We start from the raw sequence: 25,077 nt of genomic DNA on the forward strand, positions 1-25,077 counted from the left end.
CCGGACATGATCGTCACCGCCCTGCTCTCGCTCGACCCCGGCACCACCCTCGACCCCGGAACCGCACTGGCCGAGACGGTCGAAGCCGCCGCGGCCCTGGAGCGCGCCGGCGTCGCCGCTGTCGCGGTCCTCGACGCGGCCGGCTCCGGAGGCGTCGCGCCGTTCGAGTCGACGACCCTCGCCGCTCATCTCGCGATGACGACCTCGACGATCGGGATCATCGCCGCGAACTCCGCGCTCTACGGATTCCCGTACCACGCCGCGCGACGGCTGGCGACGCTCGACCACCTGGCGCAGGGCCGCTCCGGCTGGCTGCTGAGGACGGTGACCGGCCCCGCCGAAGCGTCGGCCTACGACTGGCGCTCGAGGATCGGCCCCGCCGACGAGCTGCACCGAGCCACCGAGTACGCAGAGATCGCCCTCGAGCTCTGGGACAGCTGGGAGGACGGCTCCCAGTGGCCGGACGCCGTCACCGGCGACTTCAAGGACGACGCGCGGATCCACCCGATCGACTACCGCTCCACGTCGTTCCGCGTCGCCGGCCCGCTCGACGTGCCGCCCTCGCCCGCGCGCCGTCCGGTGCTGTTCGGCAGCATCGGGAGCGAGGACGAGGCAGCCCGCCTCGCCCCGGTGCTCGACGTCGGGATCGTGGTCGCCCGCGACCGATCGGAGGCGGAGCGCCTCGTCGCCGCGACGCGCGGTGTCCCGCTGGCCCTGCTCGCGATCGCGGCGAGCGCAGGGGGGGACGGGCTCACCGTCGGCCCCGCCGGATCCATCGGTGTGCTCGTCGACGAGCTCGGCGTCGATGGGGTCTGCCTGAGCGGGCCGCTGTCGGCGGCCGGCGGGATCGCGAGCCTGGCCCAGCGGCTGGGAGCCGCGCGCGACGGCGGGCCGACGCTCGCCGACGCACTGGGGATCACCGATCGGATGAGCTACGGAGGGCGAGCGGCGTGAGGAAGACGATGCATCTCAGCGTGAATCTGAGCGAGTACGGGAGGCACTCCGGAGCCTGGCGCCATCCCGAGAGCGACCTCACGGGGATCCCGAACACCGCCGCCTACGTGCACACGGTGCAGGCGGCCGAGCGCGGTCTGTTCGATCAGGCGTTCATCGCCGACACCCCGGTGCACAACTGGGGTCGATCGAGCTCGACGAGCACCCGCCTGGACCCGCTCGAGCTCGCCTCGGCGCTCGCCGCCTGCACGTCCAGCATCGCGATCATCGCGACGCTCTCGACGAGCTACAACGAGCCCTTCGACGTCGCCCGGCGAGCCGCGTCCACCGCGTCGATCATGGGCGGGCGCCTCGGGATCAACTACGTCGCCTCCTCCGGTGACGCGACCGCGCGCAACTTCGGCCGCGCCGCGCAGCTGCCGCACGACGAGCGCTACGAGCGGTCGAACGAGTTCATCGAGGTCGTGACGAAGCTCTGGGCGGCGGCGGCGACTCCGGAGCTGGCCGCCGAGCGGATCCGGCACCACGGCAAGCACTTCGATGTCGACGCGGCGCTCGACGTCGCGCAGCCGCCGGCCGGCCGACCCGTGATCGTCCAGGCCGGCTCCTCCTCGGAAGGGCGCGACCTGGCTGCGCGATGGGCGGACGCCATCTACGCGGGCGGCTCGACCCTCGAGCGCGCCCAGGAGTACTACGACGACATCAAACGGCGCGCGGCCGCCTACGGTCGGGACCCCGACAGCGTGAAGGTGCTGCTCGGCATCGCACCGTTCCTCGGCGAGACCGAGGCGGAGGCGCGGGCGCTGCAGACGGCGCTCGACGACAACCACGCCGAGGGGGCCGACGTGATCGCCCACCTCTCGGGTCTGCTCGAGCACGATCTCACGGTCTACGACCCCGACGGCCCCCTGCCGTTCGACCTGCTGCCGACGGTCAGGACCGCGAGCATCAGCCAGGCGAGCCTGTTCACGCGGATGGCCCGGGAGGAGGGCCTGACGATCGCGGAGGTCGCCTACCGCTCGTACGTCGGGGGTCTCGCCAACATGCAGTTCGTCGCGACCGGCACCGCGGTGCAGGTCGCGGACACGATGGAGACCTGGTTCCGCGCGGGTGCCTGCGACGGCTACTCGCTCGTCGCTCCGATCCTGCCCCGGACCATCGACGACTTCGTCGACTCCGTCGTCCCGATCCTGCAGGAGCGCGGACTCTTCCGCACCGCCTACGAGGGATCGACCATCCTGAGCCACTTCGGCCTGGACAGCATCGACCCCCGCGCGGCCGACCCGCGCATCGACCGGACCGGAGCCCTGCCGACCGGGGCACAGCAGACCGAAGAGAGGGTCGCCTGATGACCGCACCGTTCCACCTCGCGTGGTTCACCTCGTTCACCGCCCCCGCGTGGCGCTCCGACTGGGGCGGCGACACCGGCACCGAGTGGATGTCCGGCGAGTACTACGTCTCGATGGCGAAGCAGCTCGAGCGCGCCGGCTTCGACTTCATGATGTTCGAGGACTCGACCATGGTCTCGGAGGCGGGTGGCGGCTCGGCACTGATGGACCTCAAGCACAGCCTGCACTCGCCCAAGCTCGATCCGTTCCCGCTGCTCCCGGTGCTGGCGCGCGCGACGAAGCACATCGGCTTCGTCGCGACGGGGTCGACGTCGTTCTACTCGCCGTTCATCCTCGCCCGGGTGATGGCCACGATGGACCATCTGACCGGCGGTCGCGTCGGCTGGAACATCGTCACCTCCTCCGAGGACATCGCGGCGCAGAACTACGGCATGGCGACGCTGCCGCCTCACGACGAGCGCTACGACCGCGCCGAGGAGTTCGTCGAGATCGTGACGAAGCTCTGGGACTCCTGGGAACCGGGCGCGATCGTCCAGGACCGCACGACCGGCTTCTACGCGGACCATACCAAGGTGCACCCGATCCACTACGAGGGCAGGTACCACTCCTCGCGCGGACCCCTCAACATGCCGGCGGGACCGCAGGGCCGACCGGTGCTGTGCCAGGCGGGCGGATCGCCGAAGGGCCGGGACTTCGCGGCCCGGAACGCGAACGTGATCGTCGCCAGCAACCCGAACGTCGCCAAGATGAAGGCCTATCGAGCCGACGTCCGGGAGCGGGCGGAACGGGCCGGCCGCAACCCCGACGACGTCAAGGTCCTCTTCCACGCGGCTCCGGTGCTGGGCGAGACCGAGGCCGAGGCGCGGATGGTGTGGGAGCGGACCTACGGCATGGGTGATCCCCTCCAGGTGGAGCAGACGCTCGCGATGATCTCCGCGGTCACCGAGATCGACTTCTTCCAGTTCGACCTGGACGCCCCGATGCCGCAGGACCTCACGACGAACGGCCACCAGTCGATCCTCGAGGACTTCATGAAGCGCAACGAGGGGAAGACCCTCCGGGAGGCGCTGCCCGAGCGCGCCCAGCTCGGGCCGCAGATGGTCGGGACGATCGCCCAGGTGGCGGATCGGATGGAGGAGATCGTGGACGAGGTCGGAGGCGACGGCTTCCTCATCCGTGCCGAGACCGGCCTCACGCACACGCGTCGCTACATCGATGAGATCGCCTCCGGCCTCGCCCCGGAGCTGCGTCGTCGCGGGCTGATCCGCAGCTCCTACGACGGAGAGCACTTCAAGGACAACCTGCTCGCCTACTGAGCACGACGGAGGCCGCCGCAGCACCCCCGAGGGCGCCGCGGCGGCCTTCGTCGTCGGAGCATCGGAGCCACCGACGCTCCGATGCCGAGCGCTGGTCGGTCCCGATGCGGCGAACACCGAGCCATCCCGCGCGGGAACGACCCGCTGACCTGGGATTCCTCAATCGGGGGCATGGCGTAATCGCCTCTTCACCCCTTGCGACCGGCGATGAAACACGGGCTGCCTACCGTGGAGACCACCACCGGAACCGATCGAGCACCACCCTCCCGCAGCAGCGGAGTCACAAGGAGCGAACGAGATGTCAGCGAAACCCTTCCACCTCGCCTGGTTCGGCGCCGGCGGGTTCGGCGTGAAGTCGTGGAACCGGACCTGGTCGGGTCGCGGAGGAGTCGACTGGGCGAGCCCGCAGCTGTGGGTCGACACCGCGCAGGCGCTCGAGCGCGCACGGTTCGACTACATCATCATCGAGGACTCCAACTACGTCCCCGACGCCTACGGCGGCGACTCGAAGGCCTACCTCTCGAGCGCCACGGCGACTCCCAAGATGGACCCCTCGGTGCTCGCGCCGATCATGTCGCACCTGACGAGCCACATCGGAGTGGTGCCGACCCTGTCGATCACCGAGTACCACCCGTACATGCTCGCCCGCAAGATCAACACCCTCGATCACATGTCCCAGGGGCGGACGGGCTGGAACGTGGTGACCTCGTCCAGCCACCGCGGCGCGCAGAACTACGGGAAGGACCTGCTCGAGGAGCACGACCTCCGCTACGACATGGCCGACGAGTTCTTCGATCTCGCCTGCCAGCTGTGGGAGTCGTGGGACGAGGACGCCGTGGTCGTCGACGAGGAGAACGGGGTCTGGGCCGACTTCGAGAAGGTGCACACCCTCGACTTCGAGGGGAAGTTCTACCGCTCCCGCGGCCCGCTGAACGCTCCGCGCTCACCCCAGGGCCGCCCAGTCTTCACGCAGGCCGGAGGATCCCCCCGCGGCAAGAGGTTCGCCGCCCGCACGGCGAACTCGGTCATCTCCGGGGTCGAAGGCGGCCCGGAGGCGATGAAGACGTTCCGCGAGGACATCCGGCGAGAAGCGGTCGTCGCGGGCCGCAACCCCGACGACGTGAAGGTGCTGTTCATGGTCTCGCCGGTCCTCGGCGAGACGGATGCGGAGGCCCACGAGAAGTCGGCTCGGCAGAAGGCGTTCGCCCAGGCCCACCCCGAGCTCGGTCTTCTGCACCTCTCGCGGCACTCGGGCATCGACTTCGCGCAGTTCCCCATCGACGAGCCGATCCCGGCCACGGCGACGACGAACGGCCACCAGCAGATGCTCGCGCAGGCGATCGGCAAGACGCCCCGGGAGTTCCTGACCAAGGGGACCGGCTCCCTCGAACTGGTCGGCACTCCGGCCACCGTCGCGGCTCAGATGGACGAGGTGATGCAGGAGGTCGGCGGAGACGGCTTCCTGATCGCCAACTTCGACCTGAACCGCCGCTACGTCAGCGAGATCGCCGACGGGCTGGTGCCGGCGCTGCAGCGCCGCGGTCTGACCCGGACCGAGTACTCGTTCGACACCTTCCGCGACAACCTGCTCGAGTTCTAGAGACGATGCGAGGACAGCTTGTGAGCACCGATCCCCTTCTCACGATCACGGACGCCGAGGTCAGCTACGGCAGCGGCGCCGACCGGCACATCGCCGTGCACGACGCGGCGTTCACCCTCGAGCGCGGCGAGCACGTCGCCATCGTGGGCGAGTCCGGCTCGGGCAAGACGACCCTGGCCCTGGCCGTCGCCGGCCTGCTGACCGATGCGTCGGTCCAGCGCCGGTTCGGGACCTTCCGCTTCGACGGCGAGGACGTGGTCCGCGGAGCCCTGCGCACCGTGCCCCACCGGACGCCGGGGATGTCGATGGTGTTCCAGGACGCGATGACCTCGCTCGACCCGGTCGCCACGGTAGGCAGCCAGTTCACGGACGTGCTCCGCGGCGTCGGCCGGCTCGGCCGACGGGCCGCGAGAGAGCGCGCCGCCGAGTGGCTGCGTCGCGTCGGCCTCTCGGACACCGAGCGCATCCTGAAGCTGCGCCCCTACGAACTCTCCGGAGGCATGCGCCAGCGGGTGATGATCGCGCTGGCGATCTGCAGTGAGCCGCGGCTGCTGATAGCGGACGAGCCGACGTCGGCGCTCGACGCCTCCGTCAGCCGCGACGTGATGGACCTGCTCGCCGACATGACGCAGCGGACCGGTGCGAGCCTCCTGATCGTCAGCCACGACATCGAGCTCTGCCGGATGTACGTGGACCGGGTGATCGTGATGTACCACGGGCGGATCGTCGACATCTGCCGGGCCGACCGCATCGAGGAGGACGCGACCCACCCCTACACCCGCGCGCTGACGGCCTGCGTGCCCACCCTCCAGACGGCGCGCATGCACCGCCTGCCCACCCTCGCCGACCAGGGCCGGATCGACCTCGACGAAGCAGTGTCGGCGTGAACGCGGTCCGTGAGCTCGTCTCGCTGCGGGCGGAGGGAGTCACCAAGAGCTTCGGACGGGGAGCGAGCCGGCACGTCGCGGTGAAGCCCGTCGATCTCGAGATCAACTCGCGGACCTCGCTCGGGATCGTCGGCGAGTCGGGGTCCGGGAAGTCCACGCTGTCGCGCCTGCTCGTCGGCCTCGAGAAGCCGACCGCCGGCGACGTGACCCTGAACGGCCGGTCGCTGCAGCTGCTGCAGCGGACGGCGGCCGGGACACTCGAACTGCGCAGGAGCGTCCAGTACGTCGCTCAGGACACGTTCTCGTCGTTCGATCCGCGGCGCACCCTCCGCGATGCGGTGGCGACCCCGCTCCGAGTCCTCCGCGGCGTCACAGGCGACGCCGCGGCGTCCGAGATCCTCGAGGTGCTCGAGCTGCTCCGTCTCGACCCGGCGCATCTCGGGCGCTATCCGAGCCAGCTCTCGGGCGGTCAGCGCCAGCGGTTCTCGCTCGCGCGGTCCCTGGTCGTGCGCCCGCGGGTGCTCCTGTGCGACGAGGTCGTCTCGGCCCTGGACGTCTCGGTCCAGGGCGCCGTGCTGAACATGATCCGCGACTACTGCGAGACCTATCAGGTCGGGCTCGGCTTCGTGTCGCACGGCCTGCCCGCCACCGCCTTCGTCGCCGACTCGCTCCTCGTCATGCGCGACGGAGCGGTCGTCGAGCACGGCCCGACCGATCAGGTGCTCGACAGCCCCGCGCATCCCTACACGGTCTCCCTCCTCGACGCGTACACCCGCGCTCCACGTCACCTCGTTCCGGTCGAACCCATCCAGGCGGAGTTGACGGCCTGATGGCGGCACTGCGCTCTCCGTGGGCGGTCCTCGTCGTCACCACGCTCGGAAGCATGCTGATGTTCGTCAACGCGACGTCGATCAACGTCGCGCTGCCGGCGATCTCGGGCGACCTGGGCGTGACCGCGGCGACCGCCGACTGGTTCCTGCTGGCGTACATGCTCGCGCTGTCGATGACCGTGCTCGTCTTCTCGCGGCTGTCGGACATGGTCGGCCGGCGTCGGCTCTACCTCGCGGGACTCGTCCTGATGATCGCGGCCAGCCTGATCGCCTCCGTCGTCGTCGATCCGATCACCCTGATCGTCCTGCGCGCTCTGCAGGGGGTGGCCGCGGCGTCGATCATCCCGAACGCGAACGCGATCATCTCGGACACGTTCCCGCCCACGATGCTGACTCTCGGCCTGAGCATCAACATCATGGCCGCCTCCGCCGCCTCGATCGTGGGACCCGTCCTGGGTGGCGTGCTCCTCGAATCGATGGGCTGGCGCTCGCTGTTCCTGGTGAACGTGCCGTTCGGTGTCCTCGCCCTGATCCTCGGGATGCTCATCCTCCCGAAGGACCACCGGTCGCGCTCCGCCGGCGATCGCTTCGACGTCGTGGGCGCCGTCCTCGTCGCGGCGGCCCTCGCGGCGCTCCTGCTCGGCGTGAACCGGGTGTCGGTCTGGGGCCTCGACGACCCGCGCGTGCTGACCCTCTTCGCCCTCGCGCTGGTCCTCGGGATGATCTTCGCGGTGGTGGAGCGGCGCACGACGGTCGCCCTGATCGACACGTCGATCCTGATCGAGCGGGCCAGAGCGCTCGCGCTGACGAGCGCCTTCCTGATGGCGTTCCCGCAGTCCGCCGTCCTCGTGCTGGTCGTGCTGCACCAGCAGCTCGTGCTCGGAGTCTCGAGCGTGCAGGCCGGTCTGATCGCGGCCGTGACCGCGGCGGCTCTCGTGGTCACGTCGCCGATGGCCGGTGTCCTGGCCAGGAGGTTCTCGTCGCGGACCGTGTCCTCGACCGGCTGCGCGCTCTCGGCGGTCGGCTACGGGCTCACCGCCGCCTCGTTCGGCCAGGCATCGAGCGGCCTGCTGATCGCCGGCCTGCTGCTGGTGGGTGCCGGCAACGGCGTCTTCACCGCCCCCAACACCGCCGCGATCATGACAGGGCTGCCCGTGTCGCGGCGGGGCATCGCGAACGGCGTGCGCTCCCTCCTCTTCAACGGGGCTCAGACGACGGGCACCGCCGTCGCGCTGGTGCTCGTCACCGCCGGCCTCGCCGCGGTGGGCATCGACGGCTACGACACAGTCGTCTCGAATCGGGCGGCCGTCGCTTCGGCCTTCGTCGCCGCCGGGCTGCTCCTCGCCGCGTTCGGGATCGCCGCGACCGTCGCGTCGATCTCCCGCGGAGGGTCCTGGCTCGCTCTTGCCCGGCCCGTCGGCCCTCCGACCACCGCTGTCCAGCGGGAGACCACCCCGACACCCGCTCTGAGAGGAGAAGGCCTGTGACCACGTTCCTGAACCGCAACCGCTGGTGGATCACCCGCGCCCTGGTGCTCCCGCTCCACATCGCGGTCTTCGCGACCGTCGCGTTCTTCCTCGTCCGGCTCGTGCCCGGCGACCCCGTGCTCGCGCGGATGGACACGAGTGCCGGCTTCACCACCGAGGACTACGACGCGGCCGCCGAGTCGATGGGTCTCGGCGGGTCGCTCTGGGACCAGCTCGTCGCGTTCTGGCGGCAGCTCCTGGGCCTCGACCTCGGGACCTCGCCCATCACGGGACGCCCGGTCTGGACAGAGATCATGACGCGGCTCCCGTCGACGATCGAGCTCGTCGCCCTGGGGCTGCTCGGTGCCGTCGCTCTGGCGCTCACGCTCGCGCTCGTGACGATGCTGACGAGCAATCGGCAGCTGCACGCGGCGCTGCGCTTCTACGGACGTCTGGCGGGATCGGTGCCGGACTTCGCGGTCGCCATCCTCGGCCTCGTGCTCTTCTACACATTCCTGCGCATCGTCCCGGCGCCCATCGGCCGGGTCGATCCAGGAGCCACGCTGCCCGTCGTCACCGGCTTCCCTCTGATCGACACGGTGATCAGCGGCGACTGGGTCGGCTTCGCGTCGCTCTGGGCCCACTACGCGCTGCCGTTGGCCGTGATCGTCCTGGTGCACACGCCCAGCCTGTGGAAGCAGCTGAATCTGGGAGTCGAGGAGCAGGTGTCGGCCCCGTCGACGCTGTTCAAGATCGCCTCCGGGGCGACGCGCTCCTCCATCTACCGCAGCATCCTGCGACGCGCGAGCGCCTCCTCCGTCGTGATGCTGGGGGCGATGTTCGGCGGTCTCATCGGCGGTGTCGTCGTGATCGAGCAGCTCTTCGGATTCGGCGGAGTCGGCACGTTCGCGATCACCTCCGTCGAGACTCTCGACTTCCTCGGCCTGCAGGGCTTCCTGGTCGTGATCGCCGCCCTGTGCCTGGTCGTCTTCTTCCTCGTCGACATCGCCAACATGCTCCTCGATCCGCGCCGGCGACCCGGCGCACGAGTGGACGGATGACACCATGACCACCCTCACCCGCCTGCGGCTCCCGCAGCCGCGCCTCCGCTCCGAGGTCACTCGTAGGCGCGCACCCGTCTGGATCGGCGCCGTCCCGTTCGGGATCCTGGTGCTCATCACGCTCTTCGCCCGGGTCATCGTGCCGTTCGACCCCGAGCGGGTGGCGGGCCCGTCGAACCTCGCGCCGGACGCGACCCACCTCTTCGGCACGGACGCGACCGGCATGGACGTCTTCTCGCGGACGATCGCGGCCACGCAGATCAATCTGCTGATGGCGTTCCTGGTCACGATCTTCGCCACGGTCCTCGGTCTGGTCATCGGTCTGATCGTCGGGATGAACGAGGCGACGACAGGAGTGATGGGGGTCGCCGGCCGCGGGGTCAATCGCTTCATCGACCTGACAGACGCTGTCCCTCCGCTGATCGTCGGCGTCGTCGTGGTCGGCCTGTTCGGCCCATCGGTCCTCAGCCTCAGCATCGCGCTCTCGCTGATCCTGCTCCCGAACCAGGTGCGGCTCACCCGGGCGGAGGTGCTGAAGGTGCGCAGCGACGCCTACGTGGACGCCGCCGTGATGGCAGGGCTGCGGCCGTGGCGGATCATGCTCCGGCACGTGCTGCCGAACTCGGCCCGCCCCGCGATCGAGAACAGCTCGACCATCTTCGGCATCTCGATCATCGTCTCGGCGTCACTCGGCTTCCTCGGCGTGGGTCTCAATCCGCCGACACCGGAGTGGGGAGTGATGATCTCGAGCGGAGTCTCGGACGTCATGCTCGGCGGCTGGTGGACCACCCTGTTCCCCGCTCTCGCGCTCTGCATCGCCGTGGCCTCGGCCTCGGGCGTGACCGGAGCACTGACCCGGCTGACCCGGGGCCCCGCCGCAGCTCGCTGACTGCCCGCACCACTGTCCCCCTGCACTCGGGGTCCGACGCCGTCGGACCCTCGTCCAGCTGTGCCCGAATCAGAGGAATCACCGTGAATCCCACCCCGAACTCCCGCCTCGCCCCGCCCTCCAGCACCTCCTTCTCCGCACGCGGCGCCGGCATCCTCTCTGCTGCCATCGGTCGTCGCGCCGTGCTCGCCGGAGGCGTCTCCGGTCTGGCCGCCCTCGCTCTCGCCGCCTGCACGGGCTCGTCGACTGCGGCGCCGCAGGCGTCGGGCGCCTCGAAGACCGAGCTCGTCGTCGCGGTCCCCGCGCTCGCCCCGACCCTCGACGGAGTGGTCGGCGGAGGCGGTCTGACGCTGGAGTCGTTCGAGATGAACGCGAACCTCCAGGCCGGTCTCGTCCGGAACCCCTACATCGACGGCGAGACGGAGGGCACCGTCGTGCAGGACTTCAACGAGTACGTCGGCTACCTCGCGGAGTCGTACGAGGTCTCGGACGACGGGCTGGTCTACACCTTCCGGTTGCGTCCCGACGTGGTGTCGCCCCTGGGCAACCCGCTGACGGCCGATGACGTGCTCTACTCCTTCGAGCGCAAGTGGAACGTCGGGACGTACTCCAAGAGCGTCTGGCTGGCCGGCTTCGCAGGGCCGGAGGCGCTCGCGAAGGTCGACGACGCGACGGTGACCTTCACCCTCACCAGCGCAGGGTTCGGTCTGACCTTCCTGGGCCTGCTGGCGAACCTGCAGGGCCACATCTACGACTCCGTCGCCCTCCTCGCGAACACGACGGCCGAGGACCCCTACGCGGTCACCTGGGCGAAGACCAACGGAGGCTGGGGTCACGGGCCCTATCACGTCACGTCGCAGACCCCCGATCAGGAGATGGTCCTCACCGCGAACAGCGGCTACGCCTACGGCGAGCCCTCGATCGCCAAGGTGACCCTCCGGGTCGTCGGCGATGCGGGGACGCGGGCGACCCTCGTGTCGACGGGCGACGTCGACATGGCGGAGGGCTGCCGCCCGACCGATCAGAGCCGCCTGGCGAACGCCCAGGGAGTCGTCGTGCCGTCGGCCGAGAACCCGATCGAGTACGTCGACCTCACCCTGGTGACGAACAAGGCCCCCTTCGATGACGAGCGCGTCCGCCAGGCGATGGCCTACGCGGTCCCGTACGCGGAGATCATGGAGCAGATCTACTCGGGCCGGGCGACGACGACGATCGGCAACATCAACCCGTCCACGAAGAACTACTCGGTCGACTCGCTGCCCACCTACGAGTACGACCCCGAGAAGGCGCTCGCGCTGCTGGAGGAGGCGGGAGTCGACCGGGTCGCGTACACGCTGTCGGTCTCGACTGCGACGACCGACCTCATCGACGCCAGCGTGCTGATCCAGTCCTACGCGAAGGACGCCGGCTTCGACATCGAGATCAACCAGATGCCCGCTGCCGACTTCGGGACCACGAGGGCGCAGGCGACGGGTCAGGCGATCATCTACCGCAACCGCTGCCAGGTCCAGACGCCCACCTACTCCTGCACCATCTTCTTCAAGCCCGACAACGACGCCTCGAACCCGTCGCGCTGGGAGGACGCGTCGGCTGCGACCTTCTGGACCCACGTCGACGCCGCGCAGGCACTGCCGGACCCGTTGAGCGAGGAGGCGGGCGAGCTCTGGATCCAGGCGCAGACGGTGCTCATCGAGTCGGCGCCCGAGATCTTCGTCTGCTCGATCCAGCCCTCGCAGGTCTTCCGCACCAGCGTGACGGGCTTCGCCTACCGCTCCGAGAACGCGATCGACTTCGGGAACATCTCGGCGACCGAGTGAGCAGAGGGGACCGGCCGTGCACCGGTCCCCTCCTCTCCTCCGCGCCGTCTCCACCCCCGTTCCGCTGAAGGAGTTGAACCACCACGTCCTCACCACGTGCGGTCGAGCCGGCGATGATGCGCTCGGCCTACTCGGTCCTGGCGGTCACCAGCCTCGGACTGATGCTCATCCTGATCAACGCCACCTCTGTCACCGTGGCGCTGCCGGCGCTCTCGGACGACTTCGGAGCGCCGGCCGCCCTCGCCGACTGGTTCCTGCTCGCGTTCCTGCTGGCCAACACGGCGTCGATCCTCGTCTTCGGGCGGATCTCGGACATGATCGGCCGCAAGCGCATCTATCTGTGGGGCATGGCCGCCTTCATGGTGCTGAGCGGGCTCGCCGTGATCGCTCCCGACGCCGGCACCTTCATCGCCGTGCGCGCACTGCAGGGTGTCTCCGCTGCGACGATCGTCGCGAACACCTCCGCCCTGGTGGCCGACGCCTTCCCTGCGAAGCGGCTGGCCTACGGTCTCAGCCTCAACCTCACGGCCGCGGCGGTCGCGAACACGATCGGCCCCGCGGTCGGAGGCGTGCTGGTCTCGACCTTCGGCTGGCAGTCGGTGTTCCTCGTGAACGTGCCCTTCGGAGTCGCCGCGCTCGCTCTCGGCATCCGCTTCCTACCGTCGACCCGGTCGGGCGCGGCCGGTGAGCGCTTCGACTACGCGGGAGCGGTCCTGTCGGCGGCGGGCCTGGCCGCCGTGCTGTACGGGGTGAACCGCGTGTCCGCCTCGGGGCCCGGCGACCCCTGGGTCTGGGCGTGCCTGGCCCTCGGAGCCGTGCTGATCACGCTCTTCGTCCTGGTGGAGCGGCGCGTCCGGCATCCGCTGGTCGACGTCGCCCTGGTGAACGATCGCAAGAGGGCCCTGGCCTACGGGGCCGCGTTCTTCAACTCCTTCGCGCGGGCCGGCGTGACCCTGCTGGTCGTCCTCCACCAGCAGATCGTCGGCGGTCGGTCCGCCGCCGAAGCCGGGGTCGTGATCATGGTGATGGCCCTCGCGATGGTCCTGGCGACGCCGCTGGCCGGCCGGCTCTCGGGGGTGCTCACCGTGCGCACGCTCGCGGCGGTCGGCGGCGGGCTGCTGGTGCTCGGGCTCGCCGGGCTCGCCTTCTTCTCCCGCGGGGCGGACGTGCTCACCGTGAGCCTGTGGCTGGTGCTCGTCGGCGTCGGGATCGGCGTCTTCACCACGCCGAACACCGCCGCGATCATGCACGGAGTGCAGCCGGCGCGGCGCACCGTGGCGAACGCGGTGCGGTCGATGCTCTACAACAGCGCGGCGACCCTGGGCACGAGCGTCTCGCTCCTCGTGATCACCGCCTCCGGGATCGACAGCTACGCCGAGCCCGACGCGAGCCCGGCCGCGGAGGCGGGGTTCACCCTGGCCATGCTGGTGCTGGCAGCCGGCGCGCTGCTCGCGCTCGTCTGCGCACTGGCGCGCGGTGGACCGTGGAGGACGAGCGCGCTGCCGCAGACGGGGTCGATCGCGGTCGTCCCGCGTGTCGACCGCCGCGAGGACGAGGCCGCGGCATGAGCGCGACAGTGCTCGAGTCGCCGGTCGTGCCCAGCGCGGGGGTGCGCGCGGCCGTCCTGACGACGACGTCCGTCTCGGGCTTCATGGTCTTCGGCTCCGCCGGAGCGCTGAGCGTCGCCATCCCCTCGATGAGCGCGACGCTCGCGGGCGGCGCCGACTCGGCGGCCTGGATGATCCTCGCGTTCCTGCTCGGCAACTCGGCGGCGATCCTGGTCTTCGCCAAGCTGTCCGACCTGCTCGGTCGACGCTGGTTCTACCTCGGCGGGGTGATCGCGTTCCTCGTCGGGTCGCTCGTGTGCTGCCTCGCGAGCTCGGACGGCGTGCTGATCGCGGCGCGAGCGGTGCAGGGTCTCGCCGCCGCGAGTGCGGTCGCGAACTCCACCGCCGTCCTCAGCGACGTGATCCCGCTCGCGCAGCTCCCCCTCGTACTCGGCCTCAACGTCACGATCGGCGGCCTGTCGACTCTGGCGGGCCCCCTCCTGGGCGGGCTGCTGCTCGAGCACTTCGACTGGCGAGCGGTCTTCGTGGCGACCCTGCCCCTCGCCGCCGTGGCGATCGGCTTCGGCTGGCGCGCCCTGGCGCACGTGCATGCGCCTCCGATCCGCCGATTCCGCTTCGACCTCGCGGGTGCCCTGCTCTCGCTCGCGGGGATCGGCGGCGTGCTCCTCGCGGGGGAGCGGCTCTCGGCCGAGCCGACCGCGCCGGCGAGCTGGCTCCTCCTCGGCGGTGCGCTCCTCGTCGTGGTCGTCTTCGCGTACTCGCAGTCGCGACTGGCACGCGGCGGTGCGCGGGAGCCGCTGCTGGATCCCGCGGTGATCGTCGGGCCGCGGGCGCTGGTGTACCTCGCGAGCCTGTGCATCTCGTTCGCTTTCGGCTCCGTCGTCGTTCTCGTCGCCCTGTACCTCCAGGCGATCCGCGGAGCGAGTGCGCTCGAGGCCGGCGCGATGGCCGTGCCGATGGGCGCGGCCATGATGATCGGAGCACCCGGCGCCGGCTGGGCCGGTCGCTGGGTGTCGGCGCGGGCGCTCACCATCGGCGGAGGCGTCCTCGTCGCCGTCGGGCTCGGCTGGCTGGCGGTGGACTTCGCCGTCGGAGCGGAGCCCGCGTGGATCGTGCCGGCGCTGATCCCCGTCGGCCTCGGGGAGGGGATCGTGATGGCGGCGCTCACCCGGCGGGTGATGCAGGGCGTCGCGGCCGACCGGCGAGCGGTCGCCAACGGCTTCCGCTCCGTCCTGCACAACGGCTCGCTGATGCTGAGCACCGCCGCGGTGTTCGGAGTCGTCACCGCCTTCTCGGGCAGCGGGGCGCTCGCGGGGCGGGCCGTCGGCGATCCGACCGGCTTCGTGGTGGCCGCCGCCGTGCTCGGGCTGTCGTCGGTCGCGGGGGCGGTCGCCGCGGTGCTCTGGCGGGACGGCTGACCTGCAGCGACCAGGAGGTCCGCCGCTGGTGACGGGACCGGGACATCGAGAGAAGGAGACGCTGATGCAGTACGTGATCCCGCCGCCCGCACGGACGACCGTGGCCCTCGCGGAGTCGAGCGAGCTGTGGCCCGTCCGACGCGTGTTCTGCGTGGGGCGGAACTACGCCGAGCACACCCGCGAGATGGGCGGGGACCCCGAGCGCGAGGCTCCGTTCTTCTTCATGAAGCCCGCCGACGCGGTCGTCGAGGCCGGCGGCGACATCCCGTACCCGCCGCTGACCGGAGACCTGCACCACGAGATCGAGCTGGTCGTGGCCATCGGCACCGCGGCCGTCGACGTCTCGGTGACGGAGGCGGCCCGCACCGTCTTCGGCTACGCGGTGGGCATCGACCTCACTCGGCGCGATCTGCAGGCCGAGGCGAAGAAGCACGGGCGCCCGTGGGAGTGGGGAAAGGCCTTCGACCGATCCGCTCCCGTCGGCGCGATCCGCCGTCGGGACGACGTGCTCGAGGCGGGCGGCATCTGGCTGGACGTCAACGGCGAGCGTCGCCAGACCGGCGACCTCGGCGACATGATCTGGTCGATCCCCGAGATCGTCTCGGCGCTCTCGAGGTCCGTCGCCCTCCGCCCGGGCGATCTCGTGTTCACGGGGACGCCGGCGGGCGTCGGGCCGATTCAGCGCGGCGACCGCCTCGAGGCGGGAGTCGACGGCGTGGGGGAGATCTCCCTCCGCATCGTCTGAGCGGCGGTCCTCGCCTGGGCGCAGGCGACGGCACGGCCGGAGGTGAGAGCGACGTTGCGGGCGACCGACTCGACGGAGGCGAGCGACGCCCCGCTCTGCTTCAGCGTGCGAGGGTCGCTCTCCTCGAGGGGCTCGAGGCCGGCGCGGGCTCGGGGGACCTCTCCCACACTCAGGGCTGGGCCGTCGTGTGCTCGGTCCCGCCGTCGCTGCGGGCGGTGCGGGGGAGGGCGGTCCAGTAGTCGTCCTGGTCCTCGTCGAAGGGTGTGGGAAGGCCGAGGAATGCGCGGAGCGCGGCACGCAGGCGGGTGCGGCGGAGGCGCGGCTGCGGGCTCACGCTCTGGTTCCGATGGTCGGCTCGACGCGGGTGCGTCCCCGGCGGAACCAGGCGGCGAGGGCCGGGGTGCGGCAGTAGTGCTGGAAGTCCCGGTCGAGCGCTCCCGCGTCGGGATAGCCGCTCGAGTGCGCGATCTCCTCGAGCGCGCCGAGGCGGTGCGGGGCGGCGGACATCAGGAGGGTCGCGAGCTCGATGCGCTGCAGGGCGAGGTGCTCGTCGAGGGGGAGCCGGTAGAACCGGCGGAAGCGGGCGCGCAGCAGGAGCGGCGGGACGCGGAGCTCGCGGGCGAGGGCCGGGATGGTGAAGCGGGGGTCGAGGTAGCGCTCGTTGACGAGTGCGGCGGCGGCGATCGCCTGAGCGTCGAGTCGACGCTGCCGGCGTCTGCGCGCGCGTGCGTCGATCGAGGGGAGGTTCTGAAGGGCGGGGAGGGTGAGTGCCATGGTGATGAGACGGACCCGAGAGCCCGAAGTGACGTCCTCGGCACGAATCACTCACCGCTTGGCGCGCCACCCCCGGCAGACCGGGCGGCTCGGCGTGGGCGGAGGGCTCGCCCCAGCAGGTCACGCGAGTGCCGCCCGTGCGGACGGCGTCGGTCGGAGTGAGCTCAGCGACTCCCGGTCGGGACGTAGCGCCTCGCGATCGCGCCGTTCCCGAGCTCCGAGGTGCCGAGAGCGGGCGCACGGCGTCGCCCAGGCCACGTTGATCCAGTACCGGAGGGTGCGAATGCCCGCACGGTACGACGTGTGGGCGGAAGGGCCCGACGCGGCGGAGGCGTAACGGGCTTCTTGTTATAGATCGGGCCGATGTATAACAACAGCAAGCGTTCCGGACGCGGCTCTCGTCGTTCGGTCTGCGGGCTCAGCGACAGACCGCGCCGCGTCGAAGCACGTTCTCTACGGATCGGATGAATCGCACTGAAGCTTGAAAGAGAGAGGGCCCGCACCCTTCGAGCGGGCAGCAGGCCTCCGGTCAGATGTTGAGCCTGTTGAAGATCGGGGCCGGCAGCAGCTTGATCACGGTCATGATCACGCGCCACTTCACCGGCGCGTAGGCGACGGCGTTCCCGGAGGACATCGCCGACGCCACGTCCTTCGCGACCGACTCGACCGGGGCGAGCGACGCTCCGCTCTGCTTCATCGACGCGGTCATCGGAGTGTCGGTCGGGCCCGGCTTGATCAGCACGACCGAGAGCCGCGAGCCGGCGAGGCGGTGCTGCAGGCCCTGCGCGAAGCGCTCGACGAGGCCCTTCGCCGAGCCGTAGACGTAGTTGGTCTTGCGGCCGCGGTCGCCGGCGACGGAGCCGATCACGCCGATGGTGCCGGAGGTCAGCGCGTTCGCGTACGCCTCCATCCACAGGGCCACCGAGACGCCGGTGACCACGAGGACGTCGCGGGCGACGGCGAGGTCGGCCGACGCCTCCTCCTGGGTCGTCATCGCGCCGTGCGCGATCAGCACGGTGTCGGGGGCGCCGCCCTCGAGGGACGACTCGACGACGGAGGAGATCGCGGCCGGGTCGGTCAGGTCGACGGCGGACACCGAGAGGGCGGCCGCCGGGAAGCGCACGCGCAGGTCGGTGGCGAGCTTCTCGAGGCGGGCGGCGTCGCGCCCGACCAGCAGCGCCGAGCGCGCGCCGGTGCCGAGCCAGAGGCGCAGCGTCTGCTCGGCGATGGCCGAGGTCGCTCCGACGACGACGATCTTCGAAGGGGTTCCAGTGGTCACGTCAGCTCCCGAGCACTCGGCGCGAGAAGCCGGAGGAGATCCCCGGGTCGCGCTGAGCGGTGAATTCCGCGAGGCGCGGGTACCCGGCCTCGAACATCTCGCGCGACATCCGCGCGTCCTTGGCGGCGTACAGCCGGCCGCCGACCGCCGTCACCAGCTCGTCGAGCCGCGCGAACAGCGGCAGGGCGGCGGGCGTGTTGGGGAAGTCGAGCGCGAAGCACACGCCCGGCGCGGGGAAGCTCAGCATCCCCGGCGACTCGAGCGCCCCGAACGTCTTCAGCACGCCGAGGAAGGAGCCGGTGCCGGACGCCGCGATCAGCGCGAGCATCTCGCGGGTGACCTCGAGCGCCCCCTCCCACGGCACGGTGCTCTGGTACTGGTAGAAGCCGCGCGGGCCGTACATGGTGTTCCAGCCCTCGATCGCGTCGAGCGGGTAGTAGAACTGCTCGTAGTGCTGCACCGAGCGGCCGGCGCCCGTGGCCTTGAGGCGGTAGTAGGCGCGGTTCAGCAGGGGCAGTGTCGCGCGGTTCACGACCGACAGCGGGAAGGCGAACGGCACCCGCAGGGCGCCGGCCCGCGCCAGGGGCAGTTCGGGCGCCGCGGTCGTGTCGCCGCGGGAGTAGACGCCGCGGCGACCGCCTCCGGTGGTCACGTCGATCCACGCCACGGTGTGCTCGAAGGAGTCCATCGACTCGTGCACGAGGTCGAGGTAGGACTCGAGCGTCTGGAAGGGGACGTCCTCGGTCACCAGCCACGGGCCCGGCACGCGCTTGAGGCGCAGCTCGACCTCGACGACGAGGCCGGTGAGCCCCAGGCCGCCGATGGTCGCCTCGAACAGCTCGACGTTCTCGGTCGGGCTGCAGCGCGACGACGAGCCGTCGCTCCGGAGCAGCGTGAACGACACGACGTGCCGCCCGATCGTGCCGGCGGAGGCGTGGTTCTTGCCGTGCACGTCGTTCGCGATCGCGCCCGCCAGGGTCACGTTCTTGGTGCCGGGGGTGACGGGCAGCATCCAGCCGCGGGGCGAGAACACGGCCTGCACGTCCTTGAGCAGCACGCCCGGCTCGGCCCGCAGCAGGCCGGTCTCGTCGTCGAACGACAACAGGCGGTCGAAGCCGCTGAAGTCCCAGATCACGCCGCCGCCGTTGAGGGCGACGTCGCCGTAGCTGCGACCGACGCCGTGCGCGATGCCCCCGTCGCCGCGCGACAGGGCGTCCTGCGCCTGCTCGGCGCTCGTGATCGCGACGACGCTGTGCTGGTCGCGCGTGAGCAGACCCCAGGAGGAGACGGCTGCGGTCATGCTGGCTCCTCACGAGGGCCCTGGAAGGTGACGTTCTTGTCGAGGTGGTACTTGGCGACGTAGCCGATGGCGAGACCGATCACGGCCCCGGTGTAGCGGGCGACGTCGGTGCCGAAGAGGTGGAGGAAGCCGAACTCGAAGCCCCAGAAGATCAGCGTCGTCACGCCGCTCATCACGCCGTAGAGGAAGAAGGTCTTCACGCCGTGCGCCGCGTTCATCGTCTCGTGCCGGAAGATGTAGCGCTTGTCGAGGACGTACTTGGCGATCACCCCCGTCAGGGTGCCCGCGAGGACGGCGACGACGGTCGCCCAGTCGCCCGTCATCACCAGCTCGACGAGCATCTGGGTGCCGAGATTCACCGCGGTCGCCAGCGCGGCGAAGGCCACGTAGAGCACGGTGGTCCGCATGCGCCTTCTCTCCGTGCCGATCGTGGTCGCCCGCGCCGCGCCAGGAGTGGGCACCGCAGGTCAGAGGCGATTGTAGATTGAGCGTCGCTCCATGCGAAAATCCGTCGCGGCTCGCACTCAGCGTCCGCTCCCCCTGATCAGCAGAGGAAGACGCCGTGAGTACCGCTCGTGCACTCGTCGCCGCCATGCGCCCCCGGCAGTGGCTCAAGAACGTCCTCGTCCTCGCTGCTCCGATCGCCTCCGCGCGGATCGTCGAGCCCGAGGTGCTGGTCGCCGCGATCATCGCGGCCGTCGCCTTCAGCCTCGCCTCCTCCGGCGGCTACATGCTCAACGACCTGCTCGACATCGAGTCGGACCGCGCCCACCCCAAGAAGCGCTTCCGCGCGATCGCGTCGGGCGCACTGCCGGTGCGCGTCGCGTGGATCGCGGCCTTCGTGCTGATGATCGTGCCGCCGCTGGTCACGTTCCTCGCCGGGTTCACCTGGTTCGCCGCGACGCTCGCCGGGTACCTGGTCATGCAGATCTCGTACTGCATCTGGCTCAAGCACGAGCCGGTGATCGACATCCTGATCGTGGCGGGCGGATTCGTGCTGCGCGCGATCTCGGGCGCCGCGGTGGCCGACATCCCGCTGACGCAGTGGTTCCTCCTGGCCGTGTCGTCGGGCTCGCTCTTCATGGTGGCGGGCAAGCGCTACTCCGAGAAGCTGCAGAGCGAGGGCAAGGAGGAGAGCCACACGCGCTCGACGCTCAAGGTCTACACGGCGGGCTACCTGCGCTTCATCTGGTCGGTCGCGGCGTCGCTGACGATGATCTCGTACGCGCTGTGGGCCCTCTTCCTCAACGGAGACGACTCGCTCTGGTCGATGGCCTCGGTGGTGCCGTTCGGCGCCGCGCTCTTCCTCTACGCGCTCGACATCGAGCGGGGCCGCGCGTCGGCTCCCGAGGACATCGTGCTCGGCAACTTGCGCCTGCTGATCTGCGGGGCGCTCTGGGCGGCGCTGTTCGTCGTCGCGATCCTGACGCGGTCGCCGGGGGTCTGACCCCCTCGTCAGGCGCGGTCGGCCACTCGGGACGCGGGTCGACGGGCTGCTCCCGGCGTCTGTCAACCGTCCTCCGGACGGGGCGGGCTCTTCGGTAGCGTCGTTGCACCTGGAACGCCGCAGGAGGCCCGAAACCTCCTCTCACCGTTGCGCGCTCTCGCGCCGCGGAACCCGCCGAACGAGTCGAGCCGTCATGCCGTCCCTCAGCGATTCGTCGCGCCCTGTGCTCCGCACACTGATCGACGCGTTCGCCGACCCGGGGGCGGTCGACGCGGGGTACGCCGCACACGTGCTGTCCGACGCCCGCGAGCTGCTGGACATCGCACCGGCGCAGCGGATGCCGACACTGCTCTTCCCCCGCTCGGCGGTGTTCGACGTGCCCGACGCGCCGCCGGTGCCGCCGGGCGCGCTCTGAGCGCTCCTCCGGACGTCCAACCTGGAAGTCAACGCCCCCAGCGAACTCGGCGCGCGGCACCTACAGTGATCGCCATCGGGGCGGAGTCGTTCGGGTCGACTCCGCCCCGGTCCGTCATGCCGTGGTTCCGGTCTGTCACGTCGTGGTCCCACGGCGCAGCCGCAGTCGGGTCTCCTCGAGGTCGAGCATCGACTGCGCCTGGGCGAGGATGCGCTGCGGGTAGGCCCGGCGCGAGCGCGCGTCGAGCAGCGCCTCCCGCTCGGCCGTGACGACCGCCAGCCGCAGGGCGCGGTACAGGCGGTGCGGAGTGTCGGCCACGTCGCGCCGGGTGCCGCGAGACCGCTCCCACGCCGCCTCCGACCGCAGGAACGACGTCTGCCGCACGCGCTCGAGCACGTCGGGGTCCACCTCCTCGACCCCCTCGACAACGTCGCCGGGGCTCTCGAGCACCGAGAGGCCCTTCTCGGTGATCTCGTCGAGCAGCCCGGCGAGCTCGCGCTGGTCCTCCGGCACGTCGACTCCGCGGATCCCGGTCGCGCGGATGAGCAGGGGGAGCGTGCTGCCCTGCACGAGCAGGGTCGAGACCGCCACGGTGAAGGCGATCAGCACGAGCTGAGCGCGGTAGGGGATGTCCTCGGGCAGCGACTGCGCGGCAGCGAGCGTCACGACTCCGCGCATTCCCGACCAGCCGAGCACGAGCCCGCCGCGCCAGCCGATGTCGTTGCGGCTGAAGTGCCGGTAGTCGGCACGGCGCAGCTCGAAGCGCCGCCGGGCCTTCCTCCGCTCCTCGCGCGGCAGGCGCACGCCGCCGGTCGAGTCGAGCAGCTCCTTCTGCTGCCGGGCCCGCCGCTCGGCGCGCTGGGTCTGCCAGCGCTCGCCGAGCAGCACGGGTCCGACCCAGAGGAAGCGCACGACGATCAGCCCGACGGTCGCGATCAGTCCGATGCCGACCGCGGCCGGGATTCCGAGCACGGCGCTGTCGGCGTCCTGGATCAGGCCGCGGATCTCGAGCCCGATCAGGAGGAACACGCCGTTCTCGAGCAGGAACTGCACGGTGCGCCAGTTGATGCGGTCGTTCACCCGCGACTGCGCGGTGAAGGCGCGCGAGGAGGCGTGGCCCGTGTGCAGCCCCGCGACGACGACCGCGAGCACGCCCGAGGCGCCGAGGCCCTCGGCGGGGATGAAGGCGACGAACGGCACGATGAACGAGATGACGGTGTTGAGCACCGGATCCTCGAGGCGCGAGCGCACGAAGACCGTGACGATGCTCGCCACGAGGCCGACGACCACCGCCATCACCACGGCGTAGAGGAAGTCGCCCACGGCCGCCCACGGGGTGGCGAGGGTGCCGGCGGCCGCGGCGAGCGCGGAGCGGAGGAGGACCAGCGCGGTCGCGTCGTTGATCAGCCCCTCGCCCTCGAGCAGGGTGAGCAGGCGCGGCGGGAGGCCGAGCCGGCGCCCGACCGAGGTGGCGGCCACCGCATCCGGCGGGCTGATGATCGCGCCGACGGCGATCGCGAGCGGCAGGCCGAGCTCGGGCAGCAGGGCGAAGAGCAGCACCCCGACTCCGGCGGCCGAGATCACGACGAGGATCACCGAGAGCCCCGTGATGGTGGCCAGATTGCGGCGGAAGTCGAGGAACGGGACGCTGATCGCCGCGGCGTAGAGCAGCGGGGGCAGCACGCCGTCGAGCACCCACTCGTGCGGGACGACCACCTCGGGCACGCCGGGGAGGAACGAGAGTCCGACTCCGGCGAGCACGAGGACGATGGGCGCCGCGACGCCGAGGCGCTTGGCGAAGACGGCGACGGCGACGAGGACCGAGACGGCGACGATCGCCGCGATGGCGAGTTCCATCAGTGCTGCGGGGCGTGCGCGGGAGGGGGCATGGTCTCGTCTCCGGGGTCGGGCCCCGGGCGCGCGCGAGACGCGGTGTGCTCGGGGGACTCCGACGAGTCTGCGCGCCCGTGCTCGGGCGGGGCAGGGGGTTGTGCCGTGCACGACGTCAGCTGAGAGGCCTCGTCACGCACGATGGTCGATGACGGAGCCTCTCAGCGGACGGTGCGCGGCGGCTACCTCCGGTCGAGCACCCGCACGAGGCCGACGAGCAGCGCGATGCCGCCGAGGACGGCGATGGTCAGCGCGGTCGCGCCTCCCCCGCCGAGGGCGAGCGCTCGGTCGACGACGTCGGCGCGCAGGGCGGTGTCGGAGGCGACCAGCAGCAGGAAGACGGAGAAGGCGGCGACGACGGCTCCCCAGACGATCGCGCCGGCGCGGATCCGGGGGCGCGGGGGCGCGATGGCGGTCACCGCGGTGGTCTCGGGAAGGGTCTCGGTGCTCATCGTGCTGCCCCTGTCGGCTCGGTCGTGGTCGGGTCCGTCGTGGTCGGGTCGGCGCTCGCGCCCGCGCCCGTCTCGTCGAAGACGCTGATCGATCCGCCGCCCTGCTCGATCCGCACGACGAACGGCTCGGCGTCGGGATCGCCGAAGGTCTCCGTCCACCGCCAGCGGCCGTCGACGTAGCGCACGCCCTCCGGGTCGGCGGGGCTGTACTCGTCGCCGTCCCGTCGGGTGAGCCAGGCGGCCCCGTCGCTCGACGACGACTCGAGTCGGACGGCGGTCCCCTCCATCGCCGTCAGCTGGATCGACCCGGCGCCCTGCCAGACGTCGAGGACGCCGCCGGCGACGTCGAAGTCGGGCGAGACGGTGACCTGCAGGTCGCCCGCCAGGACCGCGTAGTCGCCGGGGGCCGCGTTCGAGAGGCTGTACGACCCGACCGTGCCCAGCACCGCGCGGTCGGGTGGCAGCAGCGCCGCCGTCGACGCCGTCAGCACCGTGACCAGCGAGATCGCGACCAGCAGCACGGCGCGGCGGCGGAGGAGGCCGGCGATCACGATCGCGGCGGCCAGCACGAGCGTGGCGGAGGCGAATCCGACGACGGTCGAGGTCGATCCGGTCGTCGAGAGCGAGACGAGCGACCCGACGAGGGCCGCGGCGCCGAGCACGAGCAGCGTCGCGCTGAACCGCAGCCGCGGGTTCGCCGCCCGGCGCAGCCGCTGGCGCTCGAGACGCGCGGCCGTGACGGCGTGGGCTCGGAGGCGCGCCTCCTCCGCCCGCTGCCGCGCGGTCTCGCGGGCGGTCGCCGCCTCCTGGGCGCGGAACGCCTCGCGCTCGGCCTTCCACTGCTCCTGGCGCTCACGCCAGGCGGCGACGTCCTCGGGCGCCTCGGGGCGGGCGTCCGTCGGCCGCTCGGGGTACGGGATGCTCTCGGGGCGCCCGTCGGTCGTCGCGGGAACGGTCTCCGGAGTGACGGTCGGCGTCGAGGCGCGACCGGAGCGGCGCACGATCCAGAGGACGAGGCCGATCGCCGCCGCGACGACGACCGCGGTCCACAGGGCGCGTCCCGTGGACGCCCCCCACGCGGTCGCCCCGGTGTAGACGCCGCCGAGCGACCAGAAGCCCTGGGCGACCGGGAGCATCGACGCCAGGACCAGCACCCCGATCCCGGCGTGCACGCGGTCGAGGTCGCCGCGGGCCAGCCGCTCGACCGGCAGCGAGTCGTCCTGGTCGGGCAGCAGCAGCCAGGCCGCCGCATAGAAGAGGAACGCGGGCCCGCCGAGGACGGCGACGACCACGAACACTCCGCGGACGATCAGCGGATCGATCCCGAGGCGCTCGGCGACGCCGGCGCAGACGCCGCCGATCCAGCCGGGCCGGCGGGGGAGGTCGAGGGCGCGCAGCCAGAGGAAGAAGCGGTTCTCCTTCGGCGGATCGCCGGCGGTGCCCGGGTCGGCGGTCGACGTGGCGGTCGGTGCGCCGGGTCCGGCCGCCCGGTCGTCCGCGCCCTGATCGTCGGGTCCGCCGGTCGGCGGGGTGGTGCTCGCTGCTGTCATGGCTCGAGTGTCCCGTGGGCGGTGGGCGCCGGGCCATCGGGGGAACCCCTGACCGGACCCTGACGCGACC

At 71.3% G+C, this 25,077-nt stretch carries 23 protein-coding genes; 15 read left to right on the top strand and 8 right to left on the bottom strand.

Annotation, left to right across the window (positions count from 1 at the left end; genetic code table 11):
- Window positions 1-6: 6 nt before the first annotated feature.
- The 13 genes from GRS96_RS03170 to GRS96_RS03230 all read left to right on the top strand — a co-directional run bounded on the left by GRS96_RS03170 (window position 7) and on the right by GRS96_RS03230 (window position 15,900).
- Window positions 7-954 (top strand): LLM class flavin-dependent oxidoreductase, encoded by a 948-nt coding sequence (locus GRS96_RS03170; protein WP_159987705.1) that lies wholly within the window; start codon window positions 7-9, stop codon window positions 952-954.
- An 8-nt stretch (window positions 955-962) separates the two neighbouring features.
- Window positions 963-2,303 (top strand): NtaA/DmoA family FMN-dependent monooxygenase, encoded by a 1,341-nt coding sequence (locus GRS96_RS03175; RefSeq protein WP_159855950.1) that lies wholly within the window; start codon window positions 963-965, stop codon window positions 2,301-2,303.
- The gene (locus GRS96_RS03180; RefSeq protein WP_159855948.1) at window positions 2,303-3,619 is read left to right on the top strand and encodes an NtaA/DmoA family FMN-dependent monooxygenase; all 1,317 of its coding nucleotides are present in this window, start codon (window positions 2,303-2,305) and stop codon (window positions 3,617-3,619) included. The genes GRS96_RS03175 and GRS96_RS03180 overlap by 1 nt, the downstream gene beginning before the upstream one ends.
- A gap of 298 nt (window positions 3,620-3,917) precedes the next feature.
- On the top strand, window positions 3,918-5,219 hold the full coding sequence (locus tag GRS96_RS03185; RefSeq protein ID WP_159855946.1) for an NtaA/DmoA family FMN-dependent monooxygenase: 1,302 nt from the start codon (window positions 3,918-3,920) through the stop codon (window positions 5,217-5,219).
- A 20-nt stretch (window positions 5,220-5,239) separates the two neighbouring features.
- Window positions 5,240-6,106: an ABC transporter ATP-binding protein gene (locus GRS96_RS03190; protein ID WP_159855944.1), complete on the top strand. Its 867-nt coding sequence runs from the start codon at window positions 5,240-5,242 to the stop codon at window positions 6,104-6,106.
- Entirely contained in the window at window positions 6,103-6,936 is an 834-nt protein-coding gene (locus GRS96_RS03195; protein ID WP_204162023.1) for an ABC transporter ATP-binding protein, read from the top strand. The genes GRS96_RS03190 and GRS96_RS03195 overlap by 4 nt, the downstream gene beginning before the upstream one ends.
- Window positions 6,936-8,423, top strand: a complete 1,488-nt coding sequence (locus tag GRS96_RS03200) for an MFS transporter (RefSeq protein WP_159855942.1) — start codon at window positions 6,936-6,938, stop codon at window positions 8,421-8,423. The genes GRS96_RS03195 and GRS96_RS03200 overlap by 1 nt, the downstream gene beginning before the upstream one ends.
- Complete coding sequence (locus GRS96_RS03205; protein ID WP_159855940.1) at window positions 8,420-9,463, top strand: ABC transporter permease; 1,044 nt, start codon at window positions 8,420-8,422, stop codon at window positions 9,461-9,463. Before GRS96_RS03200 ends, GRS96_RS03205 begins: the two co-directional genes overlap by 4 nt.
- A gap of 4 nt (window positions 9,464-9,467) precedes the next feature.
- On the top strand, window positions 9,468-10,352 hold the full coding sequence (locus GRS96_RS03210) for an ABC transporter permease (RefSeq protein WP_159855938.1): 885 nt from the start codon (window positions 9,468-9,470) through the stop codon (window positions 10,350-10,352).
- Between the two features lie 83 nt (window positions 10,353-10,435).
- The gene (locus GRS96_RS03215) at window positions 10,436-12,169 is read left to right on the top strand and encodes an ABC transporter substrate-binding protein (protein WP_159855936.1); all 1,734 of its coding nucleotides are present in this window, start codon (window positions 10,436-10,438) and stop codon (window positions 12,167-12,169) included.
- A gap of 113 nt (window positions 12,170-12,282) precedes the next feature.
- Window positions 12,283-13,737 (top strand): MFS transporter, encoded by a 1,455-nt coding sequence (locus GRS96_RS03220; protein WP_159987706.1) that lies wholly within the window; start codon window positions 12,283-12,285, stop codon window positions 13,735-13,737.
- Window positions 13,734-15,155: an MFS transporter gene (locus tag GRS96_RS03225; protein WP_159855932.1), complete on the top strand. Its 1,422-nt coding sequence runs from the start codon at window positions 13,734-13,736 to the stop codon at window positions 15,153-15,155. The genes GRS96_RS03220 and GRS96_RS03225 overlap by 4 nt, the downstream gene beginning before the upstream one ends.
- Before the next feature lie 64 nt (window positions 15,156-15,219).
- Complete coding sequence (locus GRS96_RS03230; RefSeq protein ID WP_159855930.1) at window positions 15,220-15,900, top strand: fumarylacetoacetate hydrolase family protein; 681 nt, start codon at window positions 15,220-15,222, stop codon at window positions 15,898-15,900.
- Window positions 15,901-16,069: 169 nt separating this feature from the next.
- Here GRS96_RS03230 and GRS96_RS03235 read toward each other — a convergent pair whose 3' ends face one another.
- The 5 genes from GRS96_RS03235 to GRS96_RS03255 form a co-directional block, all read right to left on the bottom strand.
- Complete coding sequence (locus tag GRS96_RS03235; protein WP_159855928.1) at window positions 16,070-16,234, bottom strand: hypothetical protein; 165 nt, start codon at window positions 16,232-16,234, stop codon at window positions 16,070-16,072.
- A complete protein-coding gene (locus tag GRS96_RS03240; RefSeq protein ID WP_159855926.1) occupies window positions 16,231-16,674 on the bottom strand; it encodes a hypothetical protein in 444 nt (147 codons plus the stop codon). Before GRS96_RS03240 ends, GRS96_RS03235 begins: the two co-directional genes overlap by 4 nt.
- Before the next feature lie 529 nt (window positions 16,675-17,203).
- The gene (locus GRS96_RS03245; RefSeq protein WP_159855924.1) at window positions 17,204-17,953 is read right to left on the bottom strand and encodes an SDR family NAD(P)-dependent oxidoreductase; all 750 of its coding nucleotides are present in this window, start codon (window positions 17,951-17,953) and stop codon (window positions 17,204-17,206) included.
- 1 nt (window position 17,954) lies between these two features.
- A complete protein-coding gene (locus GRS96_RS03250; protein WP_159987707.1) occupies window positions 17,955-19,253 on the bottom strand; it encodes an FAD-binding oxidoreductase in 1,299 nt (432 codons plus the stop codon).
- A complete protein-coding gene (locus GRS96_RS03255) occupies window positions 19,250-19,660 on the bottom strand; it encodes a GtrA family protein (protein WP_159987708.1) in 411 nt (136 codons plus the stop codon). The genes GRS96_RS03250 and GRS96_RS03255 overlap by 4 nt, the downstream gene beginning before the upstream one ends.
- Before the next feature lie 155 nt (window positions 19,661-19,815).
- Between GRS96_RS03255 and GRS96_RS03260 the strand changes: the two genes are divergently transcribed.
- Window positions 19,816-20,700: a decaprenyl-phosphate phosphoribosyltransferase gene (locus GRS96_RS03260; RefSeq protein ID WP_159855918.1), complete on the top strand. Its 885-nt coding sequence runs from the start codon at window positions 19,816-19,818 to the stop codon at window positions 20,698-20,700.
- 193 nt (window positions 20,701-20,893) lie between these two features.
- The gene (locus GRS96_RS03265; RefSeq protein ID WP_159987709.1) at window positions 20,894-21,115 is read left to right on the top strand and encodes a hypothetical protein; all 222 of its coding nucleotides are present in this window, start codon (window positions 20,894-20,896) and stop codon (window positions 21,113-21,115) included.
- Between the two features lie 135 nt (window positions 21,116-21,250).
- Here GRS96_RS03265 and GRS96_RS03270 read toward each other — a convergent pair whose 3' ends face one another.
- From GRS96_RS03270 to GRS96_RS03280, 3 genes are all read right to left on the bottom strand, one after another.
- Window positions 21,251-22,972, bottom strand: coding sequence for a cation:proton antiporter (locus tag GRS96_RS03270; RefSeq protein WP_159987710.1), 1,722 nt, complete (start codon window positions 22,970-22,972; stop codon window positions 21,251-21,253).
- Between the two features lie 215 nt (window positions 22,973-23,187).
- Window positions 23,188-23,457, bottom strand: coding sequence for a hypothetical protein (locus tag GRS96_RS03275; RefSeq protein ID WP_159855912.1), 270 nt, complete (start codon window positions 23,455-23,457; stop codon window positions 23,188-23,190).
- Window positions 23,454-25,007: a PspC domain-containing protein gene (locus GRS96_RS03280; protein ID WP_159987711.1), complete on the bottom strand. Its 1,554-nt coding sequence runs from the start codon at window positions 25,005-25,007 to the stop codon at window positions 23,454-23,456. The genes GRS96_RS03275 and GRS96_RS03280 overlap by 4 nt, the downstream gene beginning before the upstream one ends.
- Window positions 25,008-25,077 lie beyond the last annotated feature (70 nt).

The organism is Rathayibacter sp. VKM Ac-2803 (assembly GCF_009807175.1).
Lineage (GTDB): Bacteria > Actinomycetota > Actinomycetes > Actinomycetales > Microbacteriaceae > Rathayibacter.